We start from the raw sequence: 21407 nt of genomic DNA on the forward strand, positions 1-21407 counted from the left end.
CGATGCGGGGTTGAGATGCGGAGTTGATGTGCAACGTCTGCTGAGCAGTTGTTCGCCGGCGCACATCAGGGCGTCCGCTCGAACGGCTCGCCCCGCAGCCCAGGCTCGGTACCGTTGCTGGACAGGCTCCTATGGGGCGAACCCGCTCGAACCCTGCGCGGTGATGGCCTGTGTGTGTGGTTGCTGGCGCACATACGACAATTGACGGCCGCCCCGTCGTTGGTGGAGGCAGCCACCTTCCGGCCCTCGACGAGGCGGAACCGGTTCTCCAATTCCACGTTCAGCAGGCCGGCCGGTCCGTGGCAGACCGCGCCCACCAAGCCGCCGGCGTTGTAGACGCTGGCCACCAGACTCTGCAAGCATTGGCTGTCCGGGAAGTCCCACATGGTGCCGTGGCCGCCCACGAGGAAGACGGCGTCGTACTGGTCGGGATCAACGACGTCGACGCGGGCGGTGTTGTAGAGACCGGCGCGCGTGGTCTCGTCCTCCGTGAAGGCGACCTGGATGGGATCTTCTGCGTCCACCTCGTCGCGCGGGGGCTGGCCGCCCTGGATGGACGCAAAGTCGACGAAATGACCGGAATCATTGAAGACCTTCCAGGGATGCGCAGCTTCGACCACGTTGTAACCGGTCTTCTCTCCGGTATCGCCGATCTCGGAAACGCTGGTCAGTACCATGAGGATTTTCTTCATGAAATGTTCCTTTCGTCTCGGGCCTCCCCCCGCTCTGAGACGGTGGTGGTCGCCTGCGCCTCGAATCGCCCGTACAAGGTCGCCTCGGCGGCAGTCAGTCAGTCAGATATTTATGTTTAGTCATGCAGGCTCAACGAACCGAGGTACCCGTCCTTACCACGCGGAATCGGCTTAGCGTGACTTTCCCGAGCATTGTCCTCAGGCCCCAACTTTGGGGTGCGGCCGAAATTGCGGGGGCCACGGGGCCTTGCCCGTCCGCGCAACCACTTCGAGTGGGACGCCGGCCTCCCGGGCGGGTACCCGCCCGTTCCTGACAACTGGCTGGCACCCCCTCTTGCCCGATATAGCCTTTGTCGTCGTGCTGGGTCTACTGATTCTCCGGCGACGGCTGCGATGGTTCGTCAGGATGTCGCGGGGCGGACATGGCAGCGAAAGGCGCAAGCGCCGCACCGGTGCCCGCTCCACACGCGTGGCCGGACTCTGACCAGGTAGCGACCTTGCCCCATCATCGGGCTCAGGGGGACCCTCGCAGTACCCCTATCAAGCGGGACTCCCTCGGCCGGCCGGCCCATGGTCCGATGGAGGATCGAAGAAAGACTACAACGAGAGCGAAACCCATGGCACCCGACACCTCCATCGCCCCTGACAAACAAAGGCAGGGACCAGCCGGCAGCGACCACCGCCCTGTGCACTGGGGCGGGGTCGTCGCCATGTCATTTGGCGCCTTCGCGCTGGTCGCCTCCGAATTCATGCCCGTCAGCCTGCTTACGCCGATGGCAGCCGATCTGCAGGTCTCCGAGGGGGCAGTCGGACAAGGAATTGCTATCTCCGGACTGTTCGCCGTGTTGACCAGCCTGTCGATCTCCCGCCTGACGGGCAGCATGAACCGCAAGACCTTGCTGATCGGCCTGGCGGCACTGATGGGCGTCTCCGGCGCCCTGATCGCGCTGGCCCCGGGATACCTGCCCTTCATGATCGGACGGGCGTTCATCGGTGTGGTGATCGGGGGCTTCTGGTCCATGTCCGCCGCCACCGCCATCCGGTTGGTACCCACCACCCATGTGCCCCGCGCCCTGGCGATCGTCAACGGCGGCAACGCCCTCGCCACGGTGCTGGCAGCGCCCCTGGGCAGCTATCTGGGTTCCATCATGGGATGGCGAGGAGCATTCTTCTGCCTAGTGCCGGTGGCTGTGATCTGCTTGATCTGGCTGTGGGTCAGCCTGCCGTCACTGAATGTTCCCCACCGTTCGACAAGGGCCGGCGGCATCTTCACGATTTTCGCGGCCCTCAAGAGCCGTCCGGTCGCTTGGGGCATGGCAGCCTGCGGAGCCTTTTTCATGGGCCAGTTCATCCTGTTCACCTACCTGCGCCCCTTCCTGGAGACTGTGACCCTGATCGACGTGACCGCGATTTCCATCGTTTTGCTCGTGCTCGGCGTGACCGGTTTTGCCGGCACCGTGCTGATCGGCCGCTTCCTCGGACCGGGGCTGTATCGGACACTAATCATCATTCCCGCCCTGATGGCTCTCGTCGCGGCGGCTTTGATTCCGTTCGGTGGCTCGTTCGCCGCCGTCGTAGTTCTTCTGGGTCTGTGGGGCCTGCTGGGTACCTCGGCGCCCGTGGGCTGGTGGAGTTGGGTCGCCGAGGCCATGCCTGGCAATGCCGAGCAGGGCGGCGGCCTTATGGTGGCCGTCGTCCAGACGTGCATCGCCCTCGGTTCCACGGTGGGAGGCCTCCTGTTCGACTCCCTCGGCTACCAGAGCACTTTCCTGGCCAGTGGAGCGGCGCTCTTGCTGGCCGCCCTCTTGGCACTCGTAACCGCCCGGGTCACCCGGCAGGCGGCCGCGTAACCCGACTCCTGAGATCCGCAGCTCACAACAAGAAAGAAGCAAAGCATGTCCCTTCATATCGATGGATACACGTTCGCCCTCGACCCCCAGGTCACCCGCAAGCATGTGCGCTACCGCAACCGCTACGGCATTGAGATCGCGGCCGACCTTTACACGGCCACGAGCCTGGACCGCGACGTCCGCCACCCCGGCATCGTGATCGGGCCGCCGCACAGCGGCGTGAAGGAACAAGGGCCGGGCGTCTATGCGCAGGAACTCGCCAAGCGCGGCTTCGTTGCCCTCGCCTTCGACCCGTCCTACAACGGCGAGAGCGGCGGCGAGCCCCGCCGCGTCACGTCACCGGAGATCTTCGCGGAGGACTTCAGCGCCGGCGTCGATCACCTTGGCACCCTGCCCTTCGTTGACCGGGACCGCATAGGTTCCATCGGCCTGTGCGGCAGCGGCGGCTTCTCACTCAGTGCCGCGCAGATCGACCCGCGCATCAAGGCCGTTGCCACCTCGGCGATGTACGACATCAGCGGCGTGAAGCGCAACGGCTGGGAGAACAAGGGCGCCGACGAGGAGCGCCGAGCTAAACTCGAGGCCGTCGCCGCGCAGCGTTGGAAGGATGTTGATGCGGGAGAGCCGGCTCTTGAGCCGACCTTCCCGTCCGAGTTCAACACCGAGGGACTGGACCCTGTGACGGCGGAGTTCCACGAGTACTACGTGGCCGACCGCGGCCACCACCCCCGCTCGGTTGGCGCATTCACGATCACCAGCGAGGCGGCCCACGTCAACTTCGGCGCCCTCCGGCACCTCGAGGACATCGCCCCGCGCCCCATCTTGCTCATCACCGGCGACCAGGCGCACTCCCGCTACTTCAGCGAAGACGTCCATGCCCAGGCCTCAGGTCCGAGCGAGCTGGTGGTGGTCCCGGGCGCGCGCCACATTGATCTTTACGACCGAACGGACGTCATCCCCTTCGACAAGCTCGAGGAGTTCTTCTCCGCCGCGCTCTGAGCGCAGGGGAACATCACGGCCGGAGACGACCACCGTATTCGCTGCCTGCGCGGCTGGCCAGCTTGCCGGTGCCCAGGTTCAAGCGGGAGAGACAGCGTCCGTCCAGGTGCCTTCGACCTCCAGTTGTTTCGCCGGTGGGACGAAACTGCCGGCACTTGGGAAAACCTCCGCGAAGGGGAGCTGCTCTTAGCACGGGGACTGGGCGACGTCCGGGCGCGCCTGTCCTGGGCTGATCCGATGGGGTGGTCCTGCCGACGCTGGGACCACCCCTCATTCCAGCTGTAGGGGCACGCGCGACAGGGGCACTGGAAGGGACTCCCTTAACGATTGGGGGTGGCTTAGCGTGGAGGACATGGACAATCGAGCGGAAGTACGCGAATTCCTGATCTCGCGGCGCGCACAGGTCGCCCCGGAGCAGGTCGGATTGCCTGCTGGGACCAACCGGCGTGTAAGTGGCCTGCGCCGTAGCGAGGTAGCCACCCTCGCCGGTTTGAGCGTGGAGTACTACACCCGGATGGAGCGCGGCGCGGTCAGTGGCGCCTCTCCGCAGGTGCTCGAGAGCATCGCCAGGGCCTTGTGCCTGGACGACGCGGAGCGGGCCCACCTGTTCGACCTCGCCCACGCGGCCAGCCCTGTTGCCCGGCCGCCGCGGCGCCGGAGCTCGAAGTCCTATGTGCCGCATCAGAGCCTGCAGTGGGCCCTCGACGCGATCACGGCCGGTCCGGCGTTCGTCCGCAACGGCAGGATGGATCTGCTCGCGGTCAATCCCTTGGCCAGGGCGTTCTACAAGGACTGCTATGACATGCCGGGCCAACCCCCGAACATCGCCCGGTTCACCTTCCTGGACGAACGGGCTTTCGACTTCTACCCGGACTGGGACGCCTTCGCGGAAGTGACCGTCTCCATCCTGCGCACCGAGGCAGGCCGTGACCCGCACAACAAGGAACTCCACGACCTCATTGGCGAACTCGGAACCCGCAGCGACGAGTTCCGCAGGCGTTGGGGTGCCCACAACGTCCGCCACCACGGCACCGGTTTCAAGACCTTCAACCACCCCATCGTCGGCGAAATGACCCTTGCTTTCGAGGGGCTGGAGATGGCCGCTGAGCCTGGTCTGACTCTCACAATCTATACCGCCGAGCCGGGTTCACCTTCGGCAGAGCGAATGCAGCTGCTCGCCTCATGGACGGCCAGCGAATATGGGAATGCTGTCCAGTCTGCGTCCGAACGGACGCGGACGGACGGCTGATAAAGGGACCCCCCACCCAGCGCCATGGAGGAGTGTAGCTACCGTCGCCGCGAAGTGCGCCACGGTGACATGGCTTGATGCGTGGCTTCACAGCCACAGCACCGCAGCGGCAACCAGCCCTCTCAAGGGCGGACCTCGTCCTGATGTACCTTCCACGAAAGAAAGCACACCATGAAGACCACAATCGCAATCATCGGTGCCGGTCCCGGCCTGGGACTCGCCTCTGCCCGCCGCTTCGGAGCCGAAGGCTTCAACGTTGCCCTGCTGTCCCGTACCCAGGAACACGTCGATTTACTTGCCGGGGAGCTGGTCGACGCGGGAATTTCCGCCCGCGGTTACGCCGCCGACGTCCGTGACCCTGAGTCGCTCAACACCGCCCTTGCCCGGGCGGCTGACGAGTTGGGCCCGGTCGAAGTTCTTCAGTACAGCCCTGTGCCATCCAAGGAATATCTTCGGCCCGTTCTTGAAACAACCCGCGAAGAACTGCGCTCGGCGCTCGAGTTCTCCACGCTGGGAGCAGCGGCCGCCATGAACGCGGTGCTTCCCGGCATGCGTGCCCTCGGTCGCGGAACCGCCCTGTTCGTGAACGGCTCCAGTGCCGTCCGACCTAACCATAACTATGCCGGCACCTCCGCCGCGTTCGCCGCCGAATCCGCTTACGCCCAGATGCTCCACGACGCCCTGGCACCGGAAGGAATCCACGTAGCGCAGCTCATTATTCCGTTGGGCATCGGTGGAGGGGACCCCGCGCACGAACCGGCGGCCCTGTCCGAAACCCTTTGGCGCGTCCACAGCGAAGGAAAGGACTTCCGTACCTTCGTGACACCTCTGGACTGAGTTTCAGGAGACAGCGTTCCCGGACGGAAGGAGGAACCGTGTCCCGCATCCTCGTTACCGGTTCCAGCGATGGACTCGGCCGCGCGGCGGCCGAAGCGCTGCTCGACGACGGTCATGCCGTCGTCGTGCATGCCCGCACGAGCGCGCGGCTGGCGGCCGTCAAGGACCCCCTCGACCGCGGCGCACAGGGAATCGTGGGCAACCTGGCCAACCCTGACGAGGTGCGCGGTCTGGCCGAACAGGCAAACGCCCTGGGACGGTTCGACGCAGTGATCCACAACGCGGGCGTCATCGGCGGCCCGGCCCTGCTGCCGGTGAACGTTGTCGCCCCTTTCGTCCTCACCGCGGGAATGGAACGGCCTGACCGGCTGATCTACCTCAGCAGCAGCATGCACCACGGCGGACGCTCGGACCTCGCCGGGGTGGACTGGAGCGGGGACCACGAGTCCCGTTCGTATTCCGACAGCAAACTCTTCGTCACTGCCCTCGCGGCAGCGGTTGCACGGTTGTGGCCGGAAGTGAGCGCGCACGCCGTGGACCCGGGGTGGGTGCCCACTCGGATGGGCGGCCCCGGTGCCAGCGACGACCTTCGGCTCGGCCACATCACGCAGACCTGGCTCGCGGCGGGTGCCAACGAGCAAGCTCTCCCGAGCGGTCAGTACTGGCACCACCAGAAAACCCAGACACCGCATTGGGCGGTGCATGATGAACGCTTCCAGGATGCGCTCCTCAGCTCGCTGGCCGACTACACAGGAACCACGATCCAAGGAGGTTCGAAATGACGAACTGGGCCCAGTCCGTCGAACGCATCGTCGGCAGCGACGACCTGCACGTCGCCCCACTCCGCGCCGACGGCACGACATACGGAACGCCGACCTGGATCTGGTCAGTCGTCGTGGACGGACGGCTGTTTGTGCGGCCGTGGAACGGTCAACGGTCACGGTGGTACCGCTCAGCGATGGCGCAGCGAGCCGGCCGCATTATCGCCGCAGGGGAGACCCACGAAGTGGAATTCACGCTCGGCGATCCGGACCTGAACGGGCGGATCGATGAGGCCTACCGGACGAAATACGCCGGGAGTCCGTACCTGCCGCCAATGGTGGCCGCGGGGCCCCGTGCGGCCACCGTGGAGGTCACATCAAGGAATGGGCAGCACGTTTCAGAGTCCGGAAAGGAACGATGAACATGGTCAGTTTTGACTTCAACGGCAAGGTCGCCTTCGTCACCGGCGCGAGTGCCGGGATGGGCGCGGCGACGGCGCGGGCGTTCGCCGAAGCCGGTGCCGCCGTCGCGATTGTCGATCTCGACGGCGGGGCGGCGGAGCGCTTCGCGGCTGAACTGAACGCCGCGGGGCACAGTGCCCTCTCCGTGCAGTGCGACGTGTCCGATGAGGCGCAGGTACAGAACGCTGTCGCCCGCACCGTGGAGGCCTTCGGCAGCCTCGACATGGCGTTTAACAACGCGGGCATCATGCTTCCGCCTGTCGATTCTGCAGATGAGACGGCAGAGGCTTTCGACCAGATCGTCGCGGTCAACCTGCGTGGCGTGTGGGCGTCGATGAAGCACGAGTTGGTGCAGATGCGGAAGCAGGGATCCGGTGCGATCGTGAACTGTTCCTCGCTCGGAGGGCTCGTCGGCGGCAGCGGACGTGCCACCTACCACGCGACCAAGCACGGCGTGATCGGGCAGGCCAAGAGCGTCGCTTTGCAGTACGCGCCGCTGGGAGTGCGGGTCAACGCCGTCTGCCCCGGAACCATCGACACCCCAATGGTTGCGCGGATGACCGCAGGTGGCGTGCTGGATCCCGAAGCCTCGGCCGCATCGATCCCGCTAGGCAGGCTCGGACGGCCCGAGGAGATCGCCGCTGCTGTGCTGTGGCTTTGCAGCGATGCCGCCAGCTATGTCACGGGCGTTGCCCTTCCGGTCGATGGCGGTTTCACCGCCTAGAAGCGGCGCAGCAGCGCTGACGCCGTCCTGCCTGGAGTGTGACCCCCTCGGCGGGACGGCTCACCATTTTAAGGGTCCCTCCCGGTACCCGTAACAACAGAGACTCCCCCTCCGCTTCGGCAGCTGTTTTGCTGGAATAGACCGTTTGCTGCCTGATTGGAAGGGATCATCTCCCATGCGAGTGAAAAAACAGACCGTGGCTGTGACCATCGCCATGGCGTTCGCTCTCGCCGGGTGCACCGCCACGTCCAACCCTCCGGTCTCCGCCACGCCGCCCTCGCCCCCGCAGCAAACGTCGTCTCCGGCCCCCTCAGCCCCGGCACCTTCCGCCAGCACCTCCGCGAGCGTGGTCGGCACAGTGATCCGCTTCACGGCAGGAACGGACACCGTAGACGTGACCATCGGCGAGGACAGCCCCGCTACCCGCGACTTCCTGGGCATGCTGCCGCTCACGCTCACACTCAAGGAATTCAACGGCCGCGAAAAGATCGCCGATCTTCCCCACGAGCTCAACTACGAAGGTTCGCCCGGATCCGACCCGGAGGATGGCGACCTCATCTACTACACCCCGTGGCACAACCTTGGCTTCTACTACAACGCCTCCGGAACCGGTCACTCTGAGCAAACCATCCACATCGGCCGCTATGACGCCACGGCCGGGGAGCTGGCCCGGTTTGAGGGACAGAAGACCACCGTCGAAATCCTGGACGGACCCTGAGCAGCAAGCAGACAACAGAAGACACTTCGATCACCCTCCGGTTCCACGGGTCGACCGTGACAGGGACCCTTCCAGCAACGCAACGGCGCGCTCCCTGATTGAGCAGCTCCCCCTGACGCTTTGCTTCAGCGATTACGGTGGACAGGAAAAGCTCGCAGAGTCCCGGAGCCTCTTTCGCTCGACGGCGTTCCCGCCGCCGACGACGCAGACCCGCGGACCATCGGCTACTACGCGCCCGGCCAGGTTCTGGTCCTCTACTACGAGCACGTCGGGTACTTCAGTGCCCGACTACTACTCGGGATTGTCGCCGGCCAGTTCGCGGATGATGCGGTTTCCGCCACGATATGGACGCCCTGGAACCTTTCTCCTGCCTGTGTGAAATATCTTTAGATAGTTGCTTGTGCGAACACTCTTTGGGGTTTACGTTTCTCTCAGCAAGTCAGTGTGTTGGGGGGCCGGCTGACCTTGCATTCTCCCCCTGCACTTGAATTCTTCTGATGAAAGTGGTCCCGTGGGGGTTGGTTCTGACGCGATGAGTCGCGCGCTTTTCACGTTGGTTCTTTGCGGCGGTCTCGTCGTTTCCTCCGCCAGTTTGACGGCGGCGACTGCGGCAACGCCGGTCACTTCTGCATACCAGGCCGGGTCAGCGGGGTCCGAGGCGAAGGCCGCCGCCCAGTGGACTGGCACCAGCCGGGTCGTCGCTGGTGCGGAAAATGCTGCAGTCGCGACGGCGGCGCCGTCAGGGGCAGCGACGCCCCCCGCCGATCCGTCGCCTTCGGCGTCCTCTTCCATTGCAGGCGACGGGCCTGTTATCAGTACGACCGCGGTCCCGGACGGTGTCGCAGGGCAGCGATATCACGTTGCTCTGGCCGCGAAGAGCGGTTCGGGCCCGTACACATGGTCCATCGCGAGCGGTACGCTCCCTGGCGGGATCATTCTCGACCCGCAAACGGGGGTGCTGGCCGGGACCCCAACCGCTGCAGGGACAGCCCATCCTGCTATAGCCCTCACTGATTCCCGTGGCGCATCCGCGCTCCTGACGACTACCCTGTCCGTCCAGGCGCCCCCCGTGGCCGCGCTCCCGCTCCTGATGACAGGAGTCCGGTCCGTCGTAGAAGGGACCTACTCGAAGTACGCGGTGAAGGCCGACGGCACCGTTCTGGCGTGGGGAGGCAATACCTACGGAGGGTTGGGGAACGGAACCACCACAGGACAAGTACTCTCTCCCACCGCGATACCGGGCCTGACCGGCGTAGTGTCCATGAGCGTCAACGACGACGGATCCCAGTACGCGCTGAAGGCCGACGGTACGGTCTGGGTGTGGGGGAACAACACCTACGGGCAGCTGGGCACCGGCACCACCCTCACCTCCCTTTCCCCTCGCCAGGTGCCCGGACTCACCGGGGTCCGGGCATTGACTGTCGACGGCGATTCAGTATTCGCTGTCAAGTCGGACGGAACCGTCCGTGCGTGGGGCAGAAATGACTATGCCCAACTGGGCAACGCGACGATTCGCAATTCCTCGACGCCCGTGCAGGTCGCTGGGCTAGTCGGGGTGAAATCGCTGGCTCCTAGCCCAGGCGGCGTCATTTTCGCGCTCAGGATCGATGGCACGCTCTGGAGCTGGGGCGGCTTGTCCGGCTATAACATTCCCTTGCCGGCCGTCGCAGTCCCCCATATTTCCGGCATCCGGTCGCTGGTGGCCAGCCGCGCCGCCGGGACTGTGTACGCGCTCAAGTCCGACGGAACGCTCTGGACGGACACGGCTGCGTTCGATCACTTTGCGCCCGTCGCCGGTCTTTCCGGTGTCAAGAGCGTCAGTACTAGTACACGCGACGGCGGCCCCGATTCGGCGTTCGCGGTAAAGACCGACGGCACGGTTTGGTCCTGGGGGGAGAACACCTTCGGTGTGCTCGGCAGGGCAACCCCCGTCCCCTGGTCTGCCGTGCCGGCGCTCATCCCAGGGCTCACCGGCGTCGAGAGGGTTTTACCGAATAGCTTCGGCCGGGCCATCTACGCGGTCAAAACGGACGGCAGCGTCTGGGGCTGGGGAGAGGGCAGTCTGGACGAATTCGGCACGGGCTTCGGGAACTATGCGGGTTCGACTGTCCCCGTCCGGGTTCCAGGCCTGGGCAGCGTCACCGACATTTTCCCCGGGGACGAATCGGTGTACGCCGTGGCGAGCGACCGGTCCGTATGGGGTTGGGGGCTCGGGGTCAACCGGCGCCTTCGCGACGGAACCGCGGGTTATTCCTTGCCGCCCTTGCAACTCGGTACCTCGAACCTTTTTCCGGCCGGCATAGACACCGGGCAGCATCCGGCGGGAGTGGCCTTCAGCCCCGACGGGACCGCGGCCTACGTCGCCAACGAAGGCAGCAACACCGTCTCAGTCCTCGACCCGACGGCGGGAACGGTCCGCTCGACCATTGCTGTCGGGCCCAGCCCCCGCGGCGTGGCCATACGACCTGACGGCACCCAGGCCTACGTGACCAACAGCGGCGACAACACAGTATCCGTGATCGACACCGCAACCGGCACACTGACCGCCACCATGCCCGTCGGGTCTGGCTGGGGCGCCTCCGGGATGACTTTCACCCCCGACGGCGCGAAAGCCTATGTGACGAATGCCGGGGAAGGAACGCTGGCTGTCATCGACGTCGCATCCACTTCCCTAAAAGCGGTAATACCTGTCGGAGTGCGGCCCTTGGCCGTCTCGCTCACACCGGACGGGTCGCGGGCGTTCGTCACCAACTCCACCGATAACACGGTGTCCGTGATCGACACCGGCTCAGATCGGGTGGTTACAACCATCCCCGTCGGAACCGGCCCGCGAAGCATCGCCGTGACAGCTGACGGATCGAAGGTGCTCGTGAGCAACGCCGGGACCAACAGCATCTCGGTCATTGACGTCGCCACCGAGCAGGTAAGCACCGTCAAAGTCGGCTCCAGCCCCGCCGGTATAGCACTCACCGCCTCCGGCACCCGCGCCCTCGTAGCCTGCGCCGGAAGTAACGAGCTCTCAGTCGTCGACGTGACGTCCGGCAAACTCCTCGGAACATTCCCGACCGGCACAAGCCCATCAGGGGTGGCCGTCACTCCCGACGGATCCAGGGCGCTGGTGACAAATTCGGGCGGGAGGAACGTTTCAGTTGTGAACCTTGGTCCTGCGATGAGTACCGTCCTACCGTCGGCAGCGACGCTCGGCGTGCCCTACGCGTATCAGTTCAATGCAGGAAGTATGCCGGCGCCGGGCTACAGCGTCTCCTCCGGCTCGCTCCCGGCGGGATTGACCCTCGACAGCCGCACCGGCAAACTCTCGGGTACGCCAACCCTGTCTGGAACTTCTACGTTCAGCGTTACTGCCCGTAACGGGATCACCCCGGACGCCGCCGCATCGGCACTGACCATCACCGTCGTGACGGCCTCGACCGTTGCATCAACCACAACCGGCGCCTGGCGTGACTTCACCGGCGACGGCATCTCCGACCTGTTTTTCCGCTACGCGGACGGCGAGCTTGTTGCGGAAGCCGGGACCACGAGAGGCACCACGAGCACCGTCAGCATCCTGTCCCCGGGATGGCCGAACATGAGCGCGATCATCTTTCCCGGCGACTTCAACGGCGATGCGAAGACGGACCTCCTCGCCCGCGACGCCACCGGCGCGCTCTGGCTCTACCCCGGCAACGGCCACAGCGGCCTGCTCCCCCGCACCAAAGTCGGTACCGGATGGAACAGCATGACTTCGATCCTCGGGGCCGGTGATTTCAACGGCGACGGCCACGCGGATGTGCTCGCCCGCGACACGACCGGTGCGCTCTGGCTCTACCCCGGCAACGGTAAAGGCGGCTGGCTCGCCCGCACCAAAGTCGGTATCGGATGGAACACTATGACAGCGCTCATAGCGCCGCGCGACTTCAACGGCGACGGCACCGCAGACATAGTCGCCCGCGACGCCACCGGCGCGCTTTGGCTCTACCCCGGCAACGGCAAAGGCGGCTGGCTCCCCCGCACCAAAGTCGGTATCGGATGGAACGGCATGACCGCCATCTTCGGGGCGGGCGACTTCAACGGCGACGGCACCGCAGACATCTTCGCCCGGGACACGACCCACACCCTCTGGCTCTACGCCGGCAACGGAAAAGGCGGCTGGCTCCCCCGCAGGAACCTGGGTAGAGACGACTACAGTCCCAGGATGTGAACCCTGCATGGCAGCCCAGACTCGCACCGCGAAGGCGTGCGGGTGGACGATGGAGCGCGCCCCGAGTTGTCCCAGTTCGTTGAAAGTGGGACAGGTCAGTAGACGATTCGCCTCAAGGAGTTGAAGCTGGGGGATCTCCAGGGGATGGCGCCGGAGCTGGGAGCTCATGTTGGATCTTCTGTATCTGCTGAGCCTGATGCGTTTGGGGACGAAAAATTTCATCAGCGATTCCGAGCAGCTCTCCGCTACCTTTGCGCCTAATGCCCTTCCATTCCCTTGGAATCGGAGCACCCCCAGTGGGACACTCCCCGATCGATCCTGATCAGCGGTATCTGTGGCTATTAACGCGGAGTGGGGGTTAGGGGCAGCTTGAAATGGCGGTTGCCATTCCGCATAGGGATCGGTGTCAGGACACGTTCGGGTGTGCAGTTAGAACGGATCCAAACTCCCTCTTGGGACAATCAGGTCTCGGTCCACCGTTTCTATACGCGAGCAGCCCGCGCTAACTCGTCGCCACGTACCGCATCGCCACTGCGCCTGAACTGAACTCCTCTCGGCCTACGAGGGTCTGCTGAACACTTTCCGATCTCAACGTCGTAGGGTGTAGCGGTCGGCGGCGCGTTCGACAGCGACACGGCAACCGGCATGCTGCCGATTGCGCGCTCGGCCGCCGGCGTGCTAGCGTCTTGGCGATCGTGACCCGTCGGCAGGAGGTGAGACCCATGAACGCAGTATCCACTCTGGGTGCTCCCCTGCAGTCCACGATCGCGCGACTGAGCTAGTCGCCACCGGGAGCGCCTAACAGGCAATTCGCGAAAGGCGACTCCCATGAACACAACACCTTCTTCAACTCCGCACTTCACCTCGACGACGGCCTCCGACCAGCCGAGGTCCGACCGGGATCAGCCGCAGGTCGACGCCACAAAGCGGATGCCCGCCGCGGGCGAGCGAGCGTTGGTCCTCGGTGGCGGCGGATCGACAGGCAACGCGTGGCTGATCGGCGTCATCGCCGGCCTGTTTGAGGCCGGGTTGGATGTGACCGACGCCGATCTGATCATCGGGACGTCGGCCGGATCGACCGCCGCGGGCCAAATAACTAGCGCGACCCCGACCGAACTGCTTGCCGACATCCTCGCCACTGCGCCCCCACGACGGACCGAACCGGCCGGATCCGACGGTGGACGTGTTCCGATCAGGCCGACGGCGAACCACATGGAGACAACGAGCGCAATCATCGCCGCCGCTGAGGATGCGGCCGACATGCGCCGCAGAATGGGCGCGTGGGCGCTCGAGACGGATGCGGCGTCGCACAGTTCTGCGCGAACGCAATGGCGCGCTACCGTCGCCGCTCGGCTTCCCAGTCAGGTCTGGCCGCAACAGCGAATGCTCATCACGGCGGTCGACGCCCATACCGGTGAACCGGTCGTGTTCGACCGCCACAGCGGGGTCGACTTGGTGGACGCCGTGGCCGCCAGCTGTGCCAGTGGCTTCGCCTACAGTTTCGGCGGCAGCCGATACATCGACGGCGGCTACCGATCCAACGCCGAGAATGCCGATCTGGCAACCGGATATCCACGGGTGCTGGTGCTGTCACCATTCGGCGGCAGATCACGGACTCCGGTTGACTGGGGCATGCATCTCGCAACACAGGTCGACGAACTACGAGCACGCGGCAGCAGAGTCGAAACGATCTTCCCGGATAGCAACTCCGAGCACATGTTCGGCGCCAATGCGATGGATCTGTCGCTGCGTCCGCCCGCTGCTCGAGCTGGTTACAACCAAGGCAGAGCCCTTGCCGAGCAGCTCACCGAATTCTGGCGCTGACGCCTACGAAACCAGTCGACTCGGTAGGTTGTTTGGAAGGGAAACAGGGGCCTTTTGCTTTGCCACCGCGGCTATCGGGCAGATCAGGGCAAACGCAGCACCCGGATCCTCCCTGATCTGCCCGGCAGCCGGCGAGCGCCGCCAGCCGCTCAGGGCTCCCCGTCGAGTTGCTCCATCTCCAGGCACGCGTCCTCGTAGGAAATGTCACCGTTCCGGAAGGCCCGCTCGAGTTCCTTGGCCCGGCGCCGTGAATAGACCGTGCTCAGTGTTCCCGTGAGGCCGGCCTCGAGATAGTCGAGCCGGGAGTGTGCGGGCTGCCGGTCCCGGGCGATCAGGTGCCGGCGGATCGGCTTGGGCAACCAAGCGCCAGGGTGCATCACGCGTTGTGCATAGGCCCTGGGATCGACTAAGTACATGCTTCCATGGTTCAACTCCCCGCTGAGAAGACGATGGGTATCCTCTGAGTGATCGGGTCTGCCGCACTCCCCCAGCACGCGTCACCGCCAAACAGGAAGGCCCTTCTTCCGTTTACTCGCCTACCCGCCTACCCGCGCACGATCACCACGTCCAGGGTCCGCGGGCCGTGGACGCCTTCGACGCGTTCGAGTTCGATGTCGCTGGTGGCGCTGGGGCCGCTGATCCAGGTCTGCGGGCGGGTGGCATCGAGCCGGCCGAGCGCCTCGGGCAAGATCGCCGTGATGTCCCCGGCCCGGACCATGCAGATGTGCCGGTCCGGGACGAGGCTGATGACCCGGCGGCCCTGGTCCGGGCCGGCGTCGAGGATGATGGTTCCGGTTTCGGCGACCGCCACGGCGCTGCCGGTCACGACGGCGTCCACCGCGTCCAGGTCCTCGACGCTGAGCCGGTGCCCGGGGGCGTCGGTGACGCGGCGGGAGCCGGCGTCGTGCGCGTCCGCCTCCGCGAACAGCGCCTGGTCGAGGCCGTGCGGCACGGCGTAGCGGCCGGCGCCTTCGAGCAGCGCGGCGAGCCGCGGCGGCACCGCGGTCGCATCCTCGACGAAGACGTTCGCCTTGTAGTCCAGGAGCCGGTCCGTCAGCAGTTCGATGAGCTCCTCCTCGCCCAGGGCGGAGGTGCGGCGGTAGTCGCGGGGCACCTCCGGTACCGCCGGCGCATCACGGAGGGCCGAGCGGATCCGGTCGAGTATTTCTGCGCGCGCGTTCACGGGTTCTCCTCTGTGCCGGCGGATCCTGTGCCGGCGTCCCCTGTGCCGGCGGCTTCGGTGCCAGTGGGGGCCGTCGGGGCAGCCTGGGCCTGGTGCTCCTTGTCCCACCACTGCCGGAAGGACTGCGCCGGTGGTGCGGGGATGTCCCGGCTCTGGGTCCAGCCGGCGGCGATGCCCGGCAGCTTGGTGATTTTCCGGTCCGGGCCGGCGGCAAGCCGGCCAAGAGGCAGCCCCTTCTCGACCAGGCCAAGGTTTTTTCCGGAGGACAGCGCCCAGGAGGCCGCCTTCATGCCCAGGTCCATCTGGCTGGGCAGGCGCTCCCTCCCGCGCTTCCCGCCCTTCCCGCGCTTGCTGTCCACGTCCTCGCCGCGCAGGTGCACCAGGATGTCCGGGATGTTGATCTTCACCGGGCAGGCGTCGTAGCAGGCGCCGCACAGGGACGAGGCGTACGGCAGGGAGTTGTTCTCCTCGGCCGTGATCCCGGTCAGCAGCGGCGACAGGATGGCGCCGATCGGTCCCGGGTAAGTGGATCCGTAGGCGTGGCCGCCGGTGCGTTCATAGACGGGGCAGACGTTCATGCAGGCGCTGCAGCGGATGCAGTGCAGGGCGGAGCGGCCCATTTCGTCGGCCAGGGCGGCGCTGCGCCCGTTGTCCAGAAGGACGAGATGGACGTTCTGCGGCCCGTCGTCGGGCGTGACGCCGGTCCACAGCGAGGTGTAGGGGTTCATCCGCTCCCCGGTGGAGGACCGCGGGAGCAGCTGCATGAACACCTCGAGGTCCTCCCACGCCGGCAGCAGCTTCTCCACGCCCATCACGGTGATCAGGGTTTCCGGCAGCGTCAGGCACATGCGCCCGTTGCCTTCGGATTCGACGACGGCGAGCGTGCCGGAGTCCGCGAGGGCGAAGTTCGCGCCGGACACGGCCACCTTGGCGCTGAGGAACTTGCGGCGCAGGTGTGCCCGGGCGGCCGCGGCGAGGCGGGCCGGCTCGTCGGTCAGATCCGGATCCACGCCCTCAATTTCGCGCAGGAAGATGTCCCGGACCTGGCTGCGGTTCTTGTGGATGGCCGGGACCAGGATGTGGCTGGGCTTGTCGTGGTCCAGCTGGACGATGAGCTCGGCGAGGTCGGTCTCGAACGCCGCGATGCCTTGTTCCTCGAGGTACTCGTTGAGGCCGATTTCCTGGGTGGCCATGGACTTGACCTTGACCACCTCGTCGGCGCCCTGGTCCCGGATGAGGGCGGCGACAATCCGGTTGGCTTCGCCGGCGTCGCGCGCCCAGTGGATTGTCCCGCCGCGGGCGGTGAAATTGGCCTCGAATTGCTCGAGCAGCTCCGGCAGCCGGGCCATCACGGATTCCTTGATCGCCCGGCCAGCCTCACGCAGCTCCTCCCAGTCAGGGAGTTCGGACACGACGGCCAGCCGCTTGTTGCGGATGGTCCGGGTGGCGTGGCCGAGGTTGGCCCGCAGCTGGGTGTTGCCGAGTTCGCGGTGGGCGGCTTTCGGGAAGGGCTCGTGTTCGTGCAGGTTGCCGATGCCGAACACGGGCAGGGACGGCATCCCCAGGAATGTGCCGCTCATCGCGCGGTCCTTCCGGTGGTGAGGTGGACGTCGCCGGTGACGGTGGCGGGATTCTCGAGGGTGCTGGCCAGGATCTCGGCGAAGTGCATCGTGGTGACGCCGCTGCCCTGCCGGGACAGGCCGCCGCCGATATGCAGGAGGCAGGAGGCGTCGCCGCCGGCGCAGAGATCCGCGCCGGTGCCGCAGATATTGGCGGTCTTGTCGGCGAGCATCGCCGAGGACACGTCCGCGTTCTTCATCGAGAAGGTGCCGCCGAAGCCGCAGCACTGCTCGGCCTCGGGCAGCTCGGCCAGCTCGATGCCGCCGACAGAGCGCAGCAGGCCCAGCTGGCGGTCGCCGAGCCGGAGCAGGCGCATGCCGTGGCAGCTCGGGTGGTAGGTGATCCGGTGCGGGAAGTAGGAGCCCAGCTGGGCCGCGGCGTCCGTGACGCCCAGGACATCGACCAGGAGCTGGGAGAGCTCGTAGGTTTTGTGTCCGACGGCGGCGGCCCGGGCTTCCAGCCCGGTGTCCCCGCAGCGGCGGGCGATCATGGGGTGCTGGTGCTTCACGGAGGCGACGCAGGAACCGGACGGTGCGACGGCGACGTCGTACTCATCCGCCTCGAATGCCTTCACATGGTTGGCGACGACGGGCAGCGCCTCCTTGAAGTAGCCGCTGTTGACGTGCATCTGCCCGCAGCACGCCTGCCCGGCGGGGAAGATGACCTCGTGGCCGAGGCGTTCGAGGATGGACACGGTGGCGCGCGCCGTGCCCGGGTACATGGCGTCCACGATGCACGTGGCGAAGAGGGCGATCCTCACAGGGCACCTCCGGCCCTCTGGTGTTCCGCCACGGGTGAGGGCACGTACTCCGCCGGCTGCTGGGAGGCGCGCACTACAGCGCGCAGCTCGCCCAAGCCGCCGCTGAGGACGCCGGCGGCGCGGGCCTGGACCAGGACGTTGCCGAGGGCTGTGGCTTCCACGGGTCCAGCCACGACGGGCTTGCCGGTGGCGTCGGCTGTGAGCTGGCACAGGAGCCGGTTCTGGGATCCGCCGCCCACGATGTGCACGACGCCGACGTGCACGTCCGCGAGCCGTTCGGCGTCGGCGATGGTCCGGGCGTAGCCGGCGGCGAGGCTGTCCAGGATGCACCGCACGATGTGCGCGGGACGCTCCGACAGGACGGCGCCGGTGTTGCGGACCGCGGCCCGGATGCGGTCGGGCATGTTGTCCGGGGCGATGAAGTAGGGGTCATCAGCGTTGATGACCGGGCCGCCGGTGGGAAGTGTTGCAGCAGCGTCGAGCAGCTCCTCCAGTGCGGGCTGGTAGCCCTCGGCAGCCCAGATGCGCTGGCATTCGCTGAGCAGCCAGAGGCCGCCGACGTTGCGCAGGTAGCGGATGGTGCCGTCCACGCCGCGTTCGTTGGTGAAGTTAGCGGCCCGGCTGGCCTCGGTCAGGACCGCGTGGGCCAGCTCAACGCCGACCAGGGACCACGTGCCCGAGGAGACGTAGGCGAAGTTTTCCTCGGCTGCAGGTACGGCGGCGACGGCGGAGGCGGTGTCATGCGAGCCCACGGCCACCACCTTCGTGGCAGCTGGCAGGCCGGTCCGTTCCGCGACCTCCGGCAGCAGGGCGCCGACGGTCGCTCCGGGCTGGATCAGCGGCGGGAACAGGTTGTTGGGGAGGCCCAGGGCGGCCAGGAACTCGGTGGCCCACTCCCCCGCGACGGCGTCGAAGAGTCCGGTGGTGGAGGCGTTGGTGGCCTCGGTGCGGCGCTGGCCGGTCAGCAGGAACCCGATGAGGTCCGGAATCAGCAGCGCCTGCAGCCCGTCCAGACCGGGCTCGGTGGCGAGCTGGTAGATCGTGTTGAACGGCAGGAACTGCAGCCCCGTGGTGGCGTAGAGGCGTGCCGGGTCGAGTTTCTTGTGGACCCGGGCGACGGCGTCCCGGGACCGGTCGTCGCGGTAGCTGAACGGCGCGGCGACCAGCTCGCCGGCACCGTTGACCAGTCCGTAGTCCACGGCCCACGTGTCGATTCCGATGCTGGCGATGCACTCGCCGCGGGCCGCTGCCGCCGTGGCGGCGGCCGCGAGCCCGGTGAGGACCTCGGCGAACAACGCGTCGAAGTCCCAGCGGAGGCCGCCGTCGAGCCCCTTGACCCCGTTGGGGAACCGGTGCACGGTCTCCAGCTCGGCCCTCGCCCCACCGGGACTGCCCGCGACCCGGCCGAGGATGACCCGGCCCGAGGACGCGCCAATGTCGACGGCGGCGAACACGCTGCCGGCGTCCGGCGCCGGGGCTGCGGTGCTCATCGCAGGAAGGCCGCGGCCACGCCGGCGTCCACCGGGATGTGGAGCCCGGTGGTGTGGGAGAGCTCGCTGCCGGTGAGCACGGCGGCGGCGTTGGCCACGTTTTCGGGCAGGACTTCGCGCTTGAGCAGGGTGCGCTGGGCGTAGTACTTGCCCAGTTCCTCTTCCTGCACCCCGTAGACGGCGGCGCGCTTGGCGCCCCAGCCGCCGGCGAAGATCCCGGAGCCGCGGACCACGCCGTCGGGGTTGATGCCGTTGACCCGGATGCCATACTCGCCCAGTTCCGCGGCGAGCAGCCGGACCTGGTGGGCCTGGTCTGCCTTGGTGGCGGAGTAGGCGATGTTGTTCGGCCCGGCGAACACGGAGTTCTTGGAGGAGATGTAGATGATGTCCCCGCCCATGTCCTGGCCGATCATCACCTGCGCGGCGGCCTTGGCCACCAGGAACGAGCCCTTGGCCATGACGTTGTGCTGCAGGTCCCAGTCCTTTTCTGTGGTTTCCAGGAGCGGCTTGGAGATGGAGAGTCCGGCGTTGTTGACCACGAGGTCCAGGCCGCCGAAGGCCAGGACGGTTTCCTGGATGGCCGCGGCGATCTGGGCCTCGTCGGTGACGTCGGCCTGGACGCCAATGGCGACGTCGGGGCCGCCGAGTTCCGCGGCCACGGCCCGGGCGTTCTCCAGATTCAGGTCCGCGATGACCACGCACGCGCCGTCGGCGGCGAAGCGGGTGGCGATCGCCTTCCCAATGCCCGACGCCGCCCCGGTCACCAAAGCGATGCGTCCGACGTGGGATTTCGGCTTGGGCATCCGGGCCAGCTTGGCCTCTTCCAGGGCCCAGTATTCGATCCGGAACTTCTCGGATTCCTCGATCGGGGCGTAGCTGGAGACGGCCTCGGCGCCGCGCATGACGTTGATGGCGTTGAGGTAGAACTCCCCCGCCACCCGGGCGGTCTGCTTGTTGGCCCCGAAGGAGAACATGCCGACGCCGGGAACCAGCACGATCGCCGGGTCCGCGCCGCGCAAGGCGGGGCTGTCCGGGGTAGCGTGCCGGTCGTAATACCCCTGGTAGTCCTCGCGGTAGGCGGCGTGGAGTTCCTTGAGCCGGGCCACGGCGTCCTCGACCGGGGCGTCGGCGGGCAGGTCCAGGACCAGCGGCTTGACTTTGGTGCGCAGGAAGTGGTCCGGGCAGGACGTGCCCAGTGCGCCGAGCCGCGGGTGCTCGGCGGCTTCCAGGAATTCTAGGACGGCGGGATGGTCGCTGAAGTGACCCAGCTGCGGCTTGTCCGTGGAAGCCAGCCCGCGGATCACGGGGGCCAGGGCGGCGGCCTTCGCGCGCCGCTCGGCCACGGGGAGCGCAGCGTAGCCGGGCAGCTTCGGGCCGAACGGTTCGGCCTTGCCACGGTCCTTGATGTACTGCTCGGCCTGCTCGATGATCCACAGCGAGTTGGCTTCGGCTTCCTCGCTGGTGGCGCCCCACGCGGTGATGCCGTGGCCTCCGAGGATGGTGCCGACCGCGTGCGGGTTCGCGTCCTTGATCGCGGCGATGTCCAGGCCCAGCTGGAACCCGGGGCGCCGCCACGCCACCCACGCCACCTTCTCGCCGAAGATCTCTTTGGTGAGGGCCTCGCCGTCGGCGGCCGTGGCAATGGCGATGCCCGAGTCCGGGTGCAGGTGGTCCACGTGCGCGGCGTCGACCAGGCCGTGCATGGCGGTGTCGATTGACGGCGCGGAGCCGCCTTTGCCGTGCAGGCAGTAATCGAACGCGGCCACCATCTCGTCTTCACGCTCGACGCCGGGGTACACGTTTTTCAGCGCCTGCAGCCGGTCCAGCCGCAGCACGGCAAGGCCTTCGGCCTTCAGCGTGCCCAGGTCCCCGCCGGAACCCTTGACCCACAGGAGCTCGACGTCCTCGCCGGTCACGGGGTCCTTTTCGGTGCCCTTGGCGGAAGTGTTGCCGCCGGCGAAGTTAGTGTTCCGCTTGTCCGCGCCGAGGCGGTTGGAACGGGAGATCAGCTCTTCAACAGTCTTGTTGTCAGTCATAACT

At 66.6% G+C, this 21407-nt stretch carries 17 protein-coding genes and 2 pseudogenes; 12 read left to right on the forward strand and 7 right to left on the reverse strand.

Going from position 1 to position 21407, the window contains the following annotated elements:
- Positions 1-65: 65 nt before the first annotated feature.
- A complete protein-coding gene (locus tag BLQ10_RS12050; protein ID WP_254785532.1) occupies positions 66-692 on the reverse strand; it encodes a type 1 glutamine amidotransferase domain-containing protein in 627 nt (208 codons plus the stop codon).
- Between the two features lie 617 nt (positions 693-1309).
- Here BLQ10_RS12050 and BLQ10_RS12055 point away from each other — a divergent pair.
- The 12 genes and pseudogenes from BLQ10_RS12055 (at position 1310) to BLQ10_RS12100 (ending at position 14314) form a co-directional block, all read left to right on the forward strand.
- The gene (locus tag BLQ10_RS12055) at positions 1310-2542 is read left to right on the forward strand and encodes an MFS transporter (RefSeq protein WP_091562242.1); all 1233 of its coding nucleotides are present in this window, start codon (positions 1310-1312) and stop codon (positions 2540-2542) included.
- A 45-nt stretch (positions 2543-2587) separates the two neighbouring features.
- The gene (locus tag BLQ10_RS12060) at positions 2588-3541 is read left to right on the forward strand and encodes an alpha/beta hydrolase (RefSeq protein ID WP_091562246.1); all 954 of its coding nucleotides are present in this window, start codon (positions 2588-2590) and stop codon (positions 3539-3541) included.
- 352 nt (positions 3542-3893) lie between these two features.
- Complete coding sequence (locus BLQ10_RS12065; RefSeq protein ID WP_091562484.1) at positions 3894-4790, forward strand: helix-turn-helix transcriptional regulator; 897 nt, start codon at positions 3894-3896, stop codon at positions 4788-4790.
- A 171-nt stretch (positions 4791-4961) separates the two neighbouring features.
- Positions 4962-5627 (forward strand): SDR family NAD(P)-dependent oxidoreductase, encoded by a 666-nt coding sequence (locus BLQ10_RS12070; protein ID WP_091562249.1) that lies wholly within the window; start codon positions 4962-4964, stop codon positions 5625-5627.
- 38 nt (positions 5628-5665) lie between these two features.
- Positions 5666-6409 (forward strand): SDR family NAD(P)-dependent oxidoreductase, encoded by a 744-nt coding sequence (locus BLQ10_RS12075; protein ID WP_091562253.1) that lies wholly within the window; start codon positions 5666-5668, stop codon positions 6407-6409.
- Positions 6406-6810, forward strand: coding sequence for a DUF2255 family protein (locus BLQ10_RS12080; RefSeq protein ID WP_091562256.1), 405 nt, complete (start codon positions 6406-6408; stop codon positions 6808-6810). Before BLQ10_RS12075 ends, BLQ10_RS12080 begins: the two co-directional genes overlap by 4 nt.
- A gap of 2 nt (positions 6811-6812) precedes the next feature.
- Positions 6813-7574 carry a glucose 1-dehydrogenase gene (locus tag BLQ10_RS12085; RefSeq protein WP_254785533.1) on the forward strand — a complete coding sequence of 254 codons (762 nt, stop codon included), beginning with the start codon at positions 6813-6815 and terminating at the stop codon, positions 7572-7574.
- A gap of 175 nt (positions 7575-7749) precedes the next feature.
- On the forward strand, positions 7750-8292 hold the full coding sequence (locus tag BLQ10_RS12090) for a cyclophilin-like fold protein (protein WP_091562261.1): 543 nt from the start codon (positions 7750-7752) through the stop codon (positions 8290-8292).
- Positions 8219-8682, forward strand: a pseudogene (locus tag BLQ10_RS23080) (cyclophilin-like fold protein). Before BLQ10_RS12090 ends, BLQ10_RS23080 begins: the two are co-directional and overlap by 74 nt.
- Before the next feature lie 142 nt (positions 8683-8824).
- Positions 8825-9337: pseudogene (locus BLQ10_RS23085) on the forward strand (Ig domain-containing protein); the annotation flags it as partial.
- Positions 9338-9361: 24 nt separating this feature from the next.
- The gene (locus BLQ10_RS12095; RefSeq protein WP_091562263.1) at positions 9362-12490 is read left to right on the forward strand and encodes an FG-GAP-like repeat-containing protein; all 3129 of its coding nucleotides are present in this window, start codon (positions 9362-9364) and stop codon (positions 12488-12490) included.
- An 828-nt stretch (positions 12491-13318) separates the two neighbouring features.
- Positions 13319-14314 carry a patatin-like phospholipase family protein gene (locus BLQ10_RS12100; protein ID WP_139164223.1) on the forward strand — a complete coding sequence of 332 codons (996 nt, stop codon included), beginning with the start codon at positions 13319-13321 and terminating at the stop codon, positions 14312-14314.
- Positions 14315-14463: 149 nt separating this feature from the next.
- Here BLQ10_RS12100 and BLQ10_RS12105 read toward each other — a convergent pair whose 3' ends face one another.
- The 6 genes from BLQ10_RS12105 to BLQ10_RS12130 form a co-directional block, all read right to left on the reverse strand.
- Positions 14464-14730 (reverse strand): hypothetical protein, encoded by a 267-nt coding sequence (locus BLQ10_RS12105; protein WP_091562265.1) that lies wholly within the window; start codon positions 14728-14730, stop codon positions 14464-14466.
- A 128-nt stretch (positions 14731-14858) separates the two neighbouring features.
- A complete protein-coding gene (locus BLQ10_RS12110; RefSeq protein ID WP_091562267.1) occupies positions 14859-15497 on the reverse strand; it encodes a LutC/YkgG family protein in 639 nt (212 codons plus the stop codon).
- The gene (locus BLQ10_RS12115) at positions 15494-17077 is read right to left on the reverse strand and encodes a LutB/LldF family L-lactate oxidation iron-sulfur protein (RefSeq protein ID WP_091562270.1); all 1584 of its coding nucleotides are present in this window, start codon (positions 17075-17077) and stop codon (positions 15494-15496) included. Before BLQ10_RS12115 ends, BLQ10_RS12110 begins: the two co-directional genes overlap by 4 nt.
- A complete protein-coding gene (locus tag BLQ10_RS12120; protein WP_091562272.1) occupies positions 17074-17877 on the reverse strand; it encodes a (Fe-S)-binding protein in 804 nt (267 codons plus the stop codon). The genes BLQ10_RS12115 and BLQ10_RS12120 overlap by 4 nt, the downstream gene beginning before the upstream one ends.
- Positions 17874-19367 (reverse strand): rhamnulokinase, encoded by a 1494-nt coding sequence (locus BLQ10_RS12125; protein WP_091562274.1) that lies wholly within the window; start codon positions 19365-19367, stop codon positions 17874-17876. The genes BLQ10_RS12120 and BLQ10_RS12125 overlap by 4 nt, the downstream gene beginning before the upstream one ends.
- Positions 19364-21403, reverse strand: coding sequence for a bifunctional aldolase/short-chain dehydrogenase (locus BLQ10_RS12130; RefSeq protein WP_091562276.1), 2040 nt, complete (start codon positions 21401-21403; stop codon positions 19364-19366). Before BLQ10_RS12130 ends, BLQ10_RS12125 begins: the two co-directional genes overlap by 4 nt.
- Positions 21404-21407: the final 4 nt, after the last annotated feature.

Origin of the sequence: Arthrobacter sp. ok362 (genome assembly GCF_900102785.1) — a bacterium.
GTDB lineage: Bacteria > Actinomycetota > Actinomycetes > Actinomycetales > Micrococcaceae > Arthrobacter.

Bases quoted from the DNA above. Each gene is read 5' to 3' on its own strand.
- BLQ10_RS12050 (WP_254785532.1), bottom strand. From the start codon at position 692: ATGAAGAAAATCCTCATGGTACTGACCAGCGTTTCCGAGATCGGCGAT.
- BLQ10_RS12055 (WP_091562242.1), top strand. From the start codon at position 1,310: ATGGCACCCGACACCTCCATCGCCCCTGACAAACAAAGGCAGGGACCA.
- BLQ10_RS12060 (WP_091562246.1), top strand. From the start codon at position 2,588: ATGTCCCTTCATATCGATGGATACACGTTCGCCCTCGACCCCCAGGTC.
- BLQ10_RS12065 (WP_091562484.1), top strand. From the start codon at position 3,894: ATGGACAATCGAGCGGAAGTACGCGAATTCCTGATCTCGCGGCGCGCA.
- BLQ10_RS12070 (WP_091562249.1), top strand. From the start codon at position 4,962: ATGAAGACCACAATCGCAATCATCGGTGCCGGTCCCGGCCTGGGACTC.
- BLQ10_RS12080 (WP_091562256.1), top strand. From the start codon at position 6,406: ATGACGAACTGGGCCCAGTCCGTCGAACGCATCGTCGGCAGCGACGAC.
- BLQ10_RS12085 (WP_254785533.1), top strand. From the start codon at position 6,813: ATGGTCAGTTTTGACTTCAACGGCAAGGTCGCCTTCGTCACCGGCGCG.
- BLQ10_RS12090 (WP_091562261.1), top strand. From the start codon at position 7,750: ATGCGAGTGAAAAAACAGACCGTGGCTGTGACCATCGCCATGGCGTTC.
- BLQ10_RS12100 (WP_139164223.1), top strand. From the start codon at position 13,319: ATGAACACAACACCTTCTTCAACTCCGCACTTCACCTCGACGACGGCC.
- BLQ10_RS12105 (WP_091562265.1), bottom strand. From the start codon at position 14,730: ATGTACTTAGTCGATCCCAGGGCCTATGCACAACGCGTGATGCACCCT.
- BLQ10_RS12115 (WP_091562270.1), bottom strand. From the start codon at position 17,077: ATGAGCGGCACATTCCTGGGGATGCCGTCCCTGCCCGTGTTCGGCATC.
- BLQ10_RS12125 (WP_091562274.1), bottom strand. From the start codon at position 19,367: ATGAGCACCGCAGCCCCGGCGCCGGACGCCGGCAGCGTGTTCGCCGCC.
- BLQ10_RS12130 (WP_091562276.1), bottom strand. From the start codon at position 21,403: ATGACTGACAACAAGACTGTTGAAGAGCTGATCTCCCGTTCCAACCGC.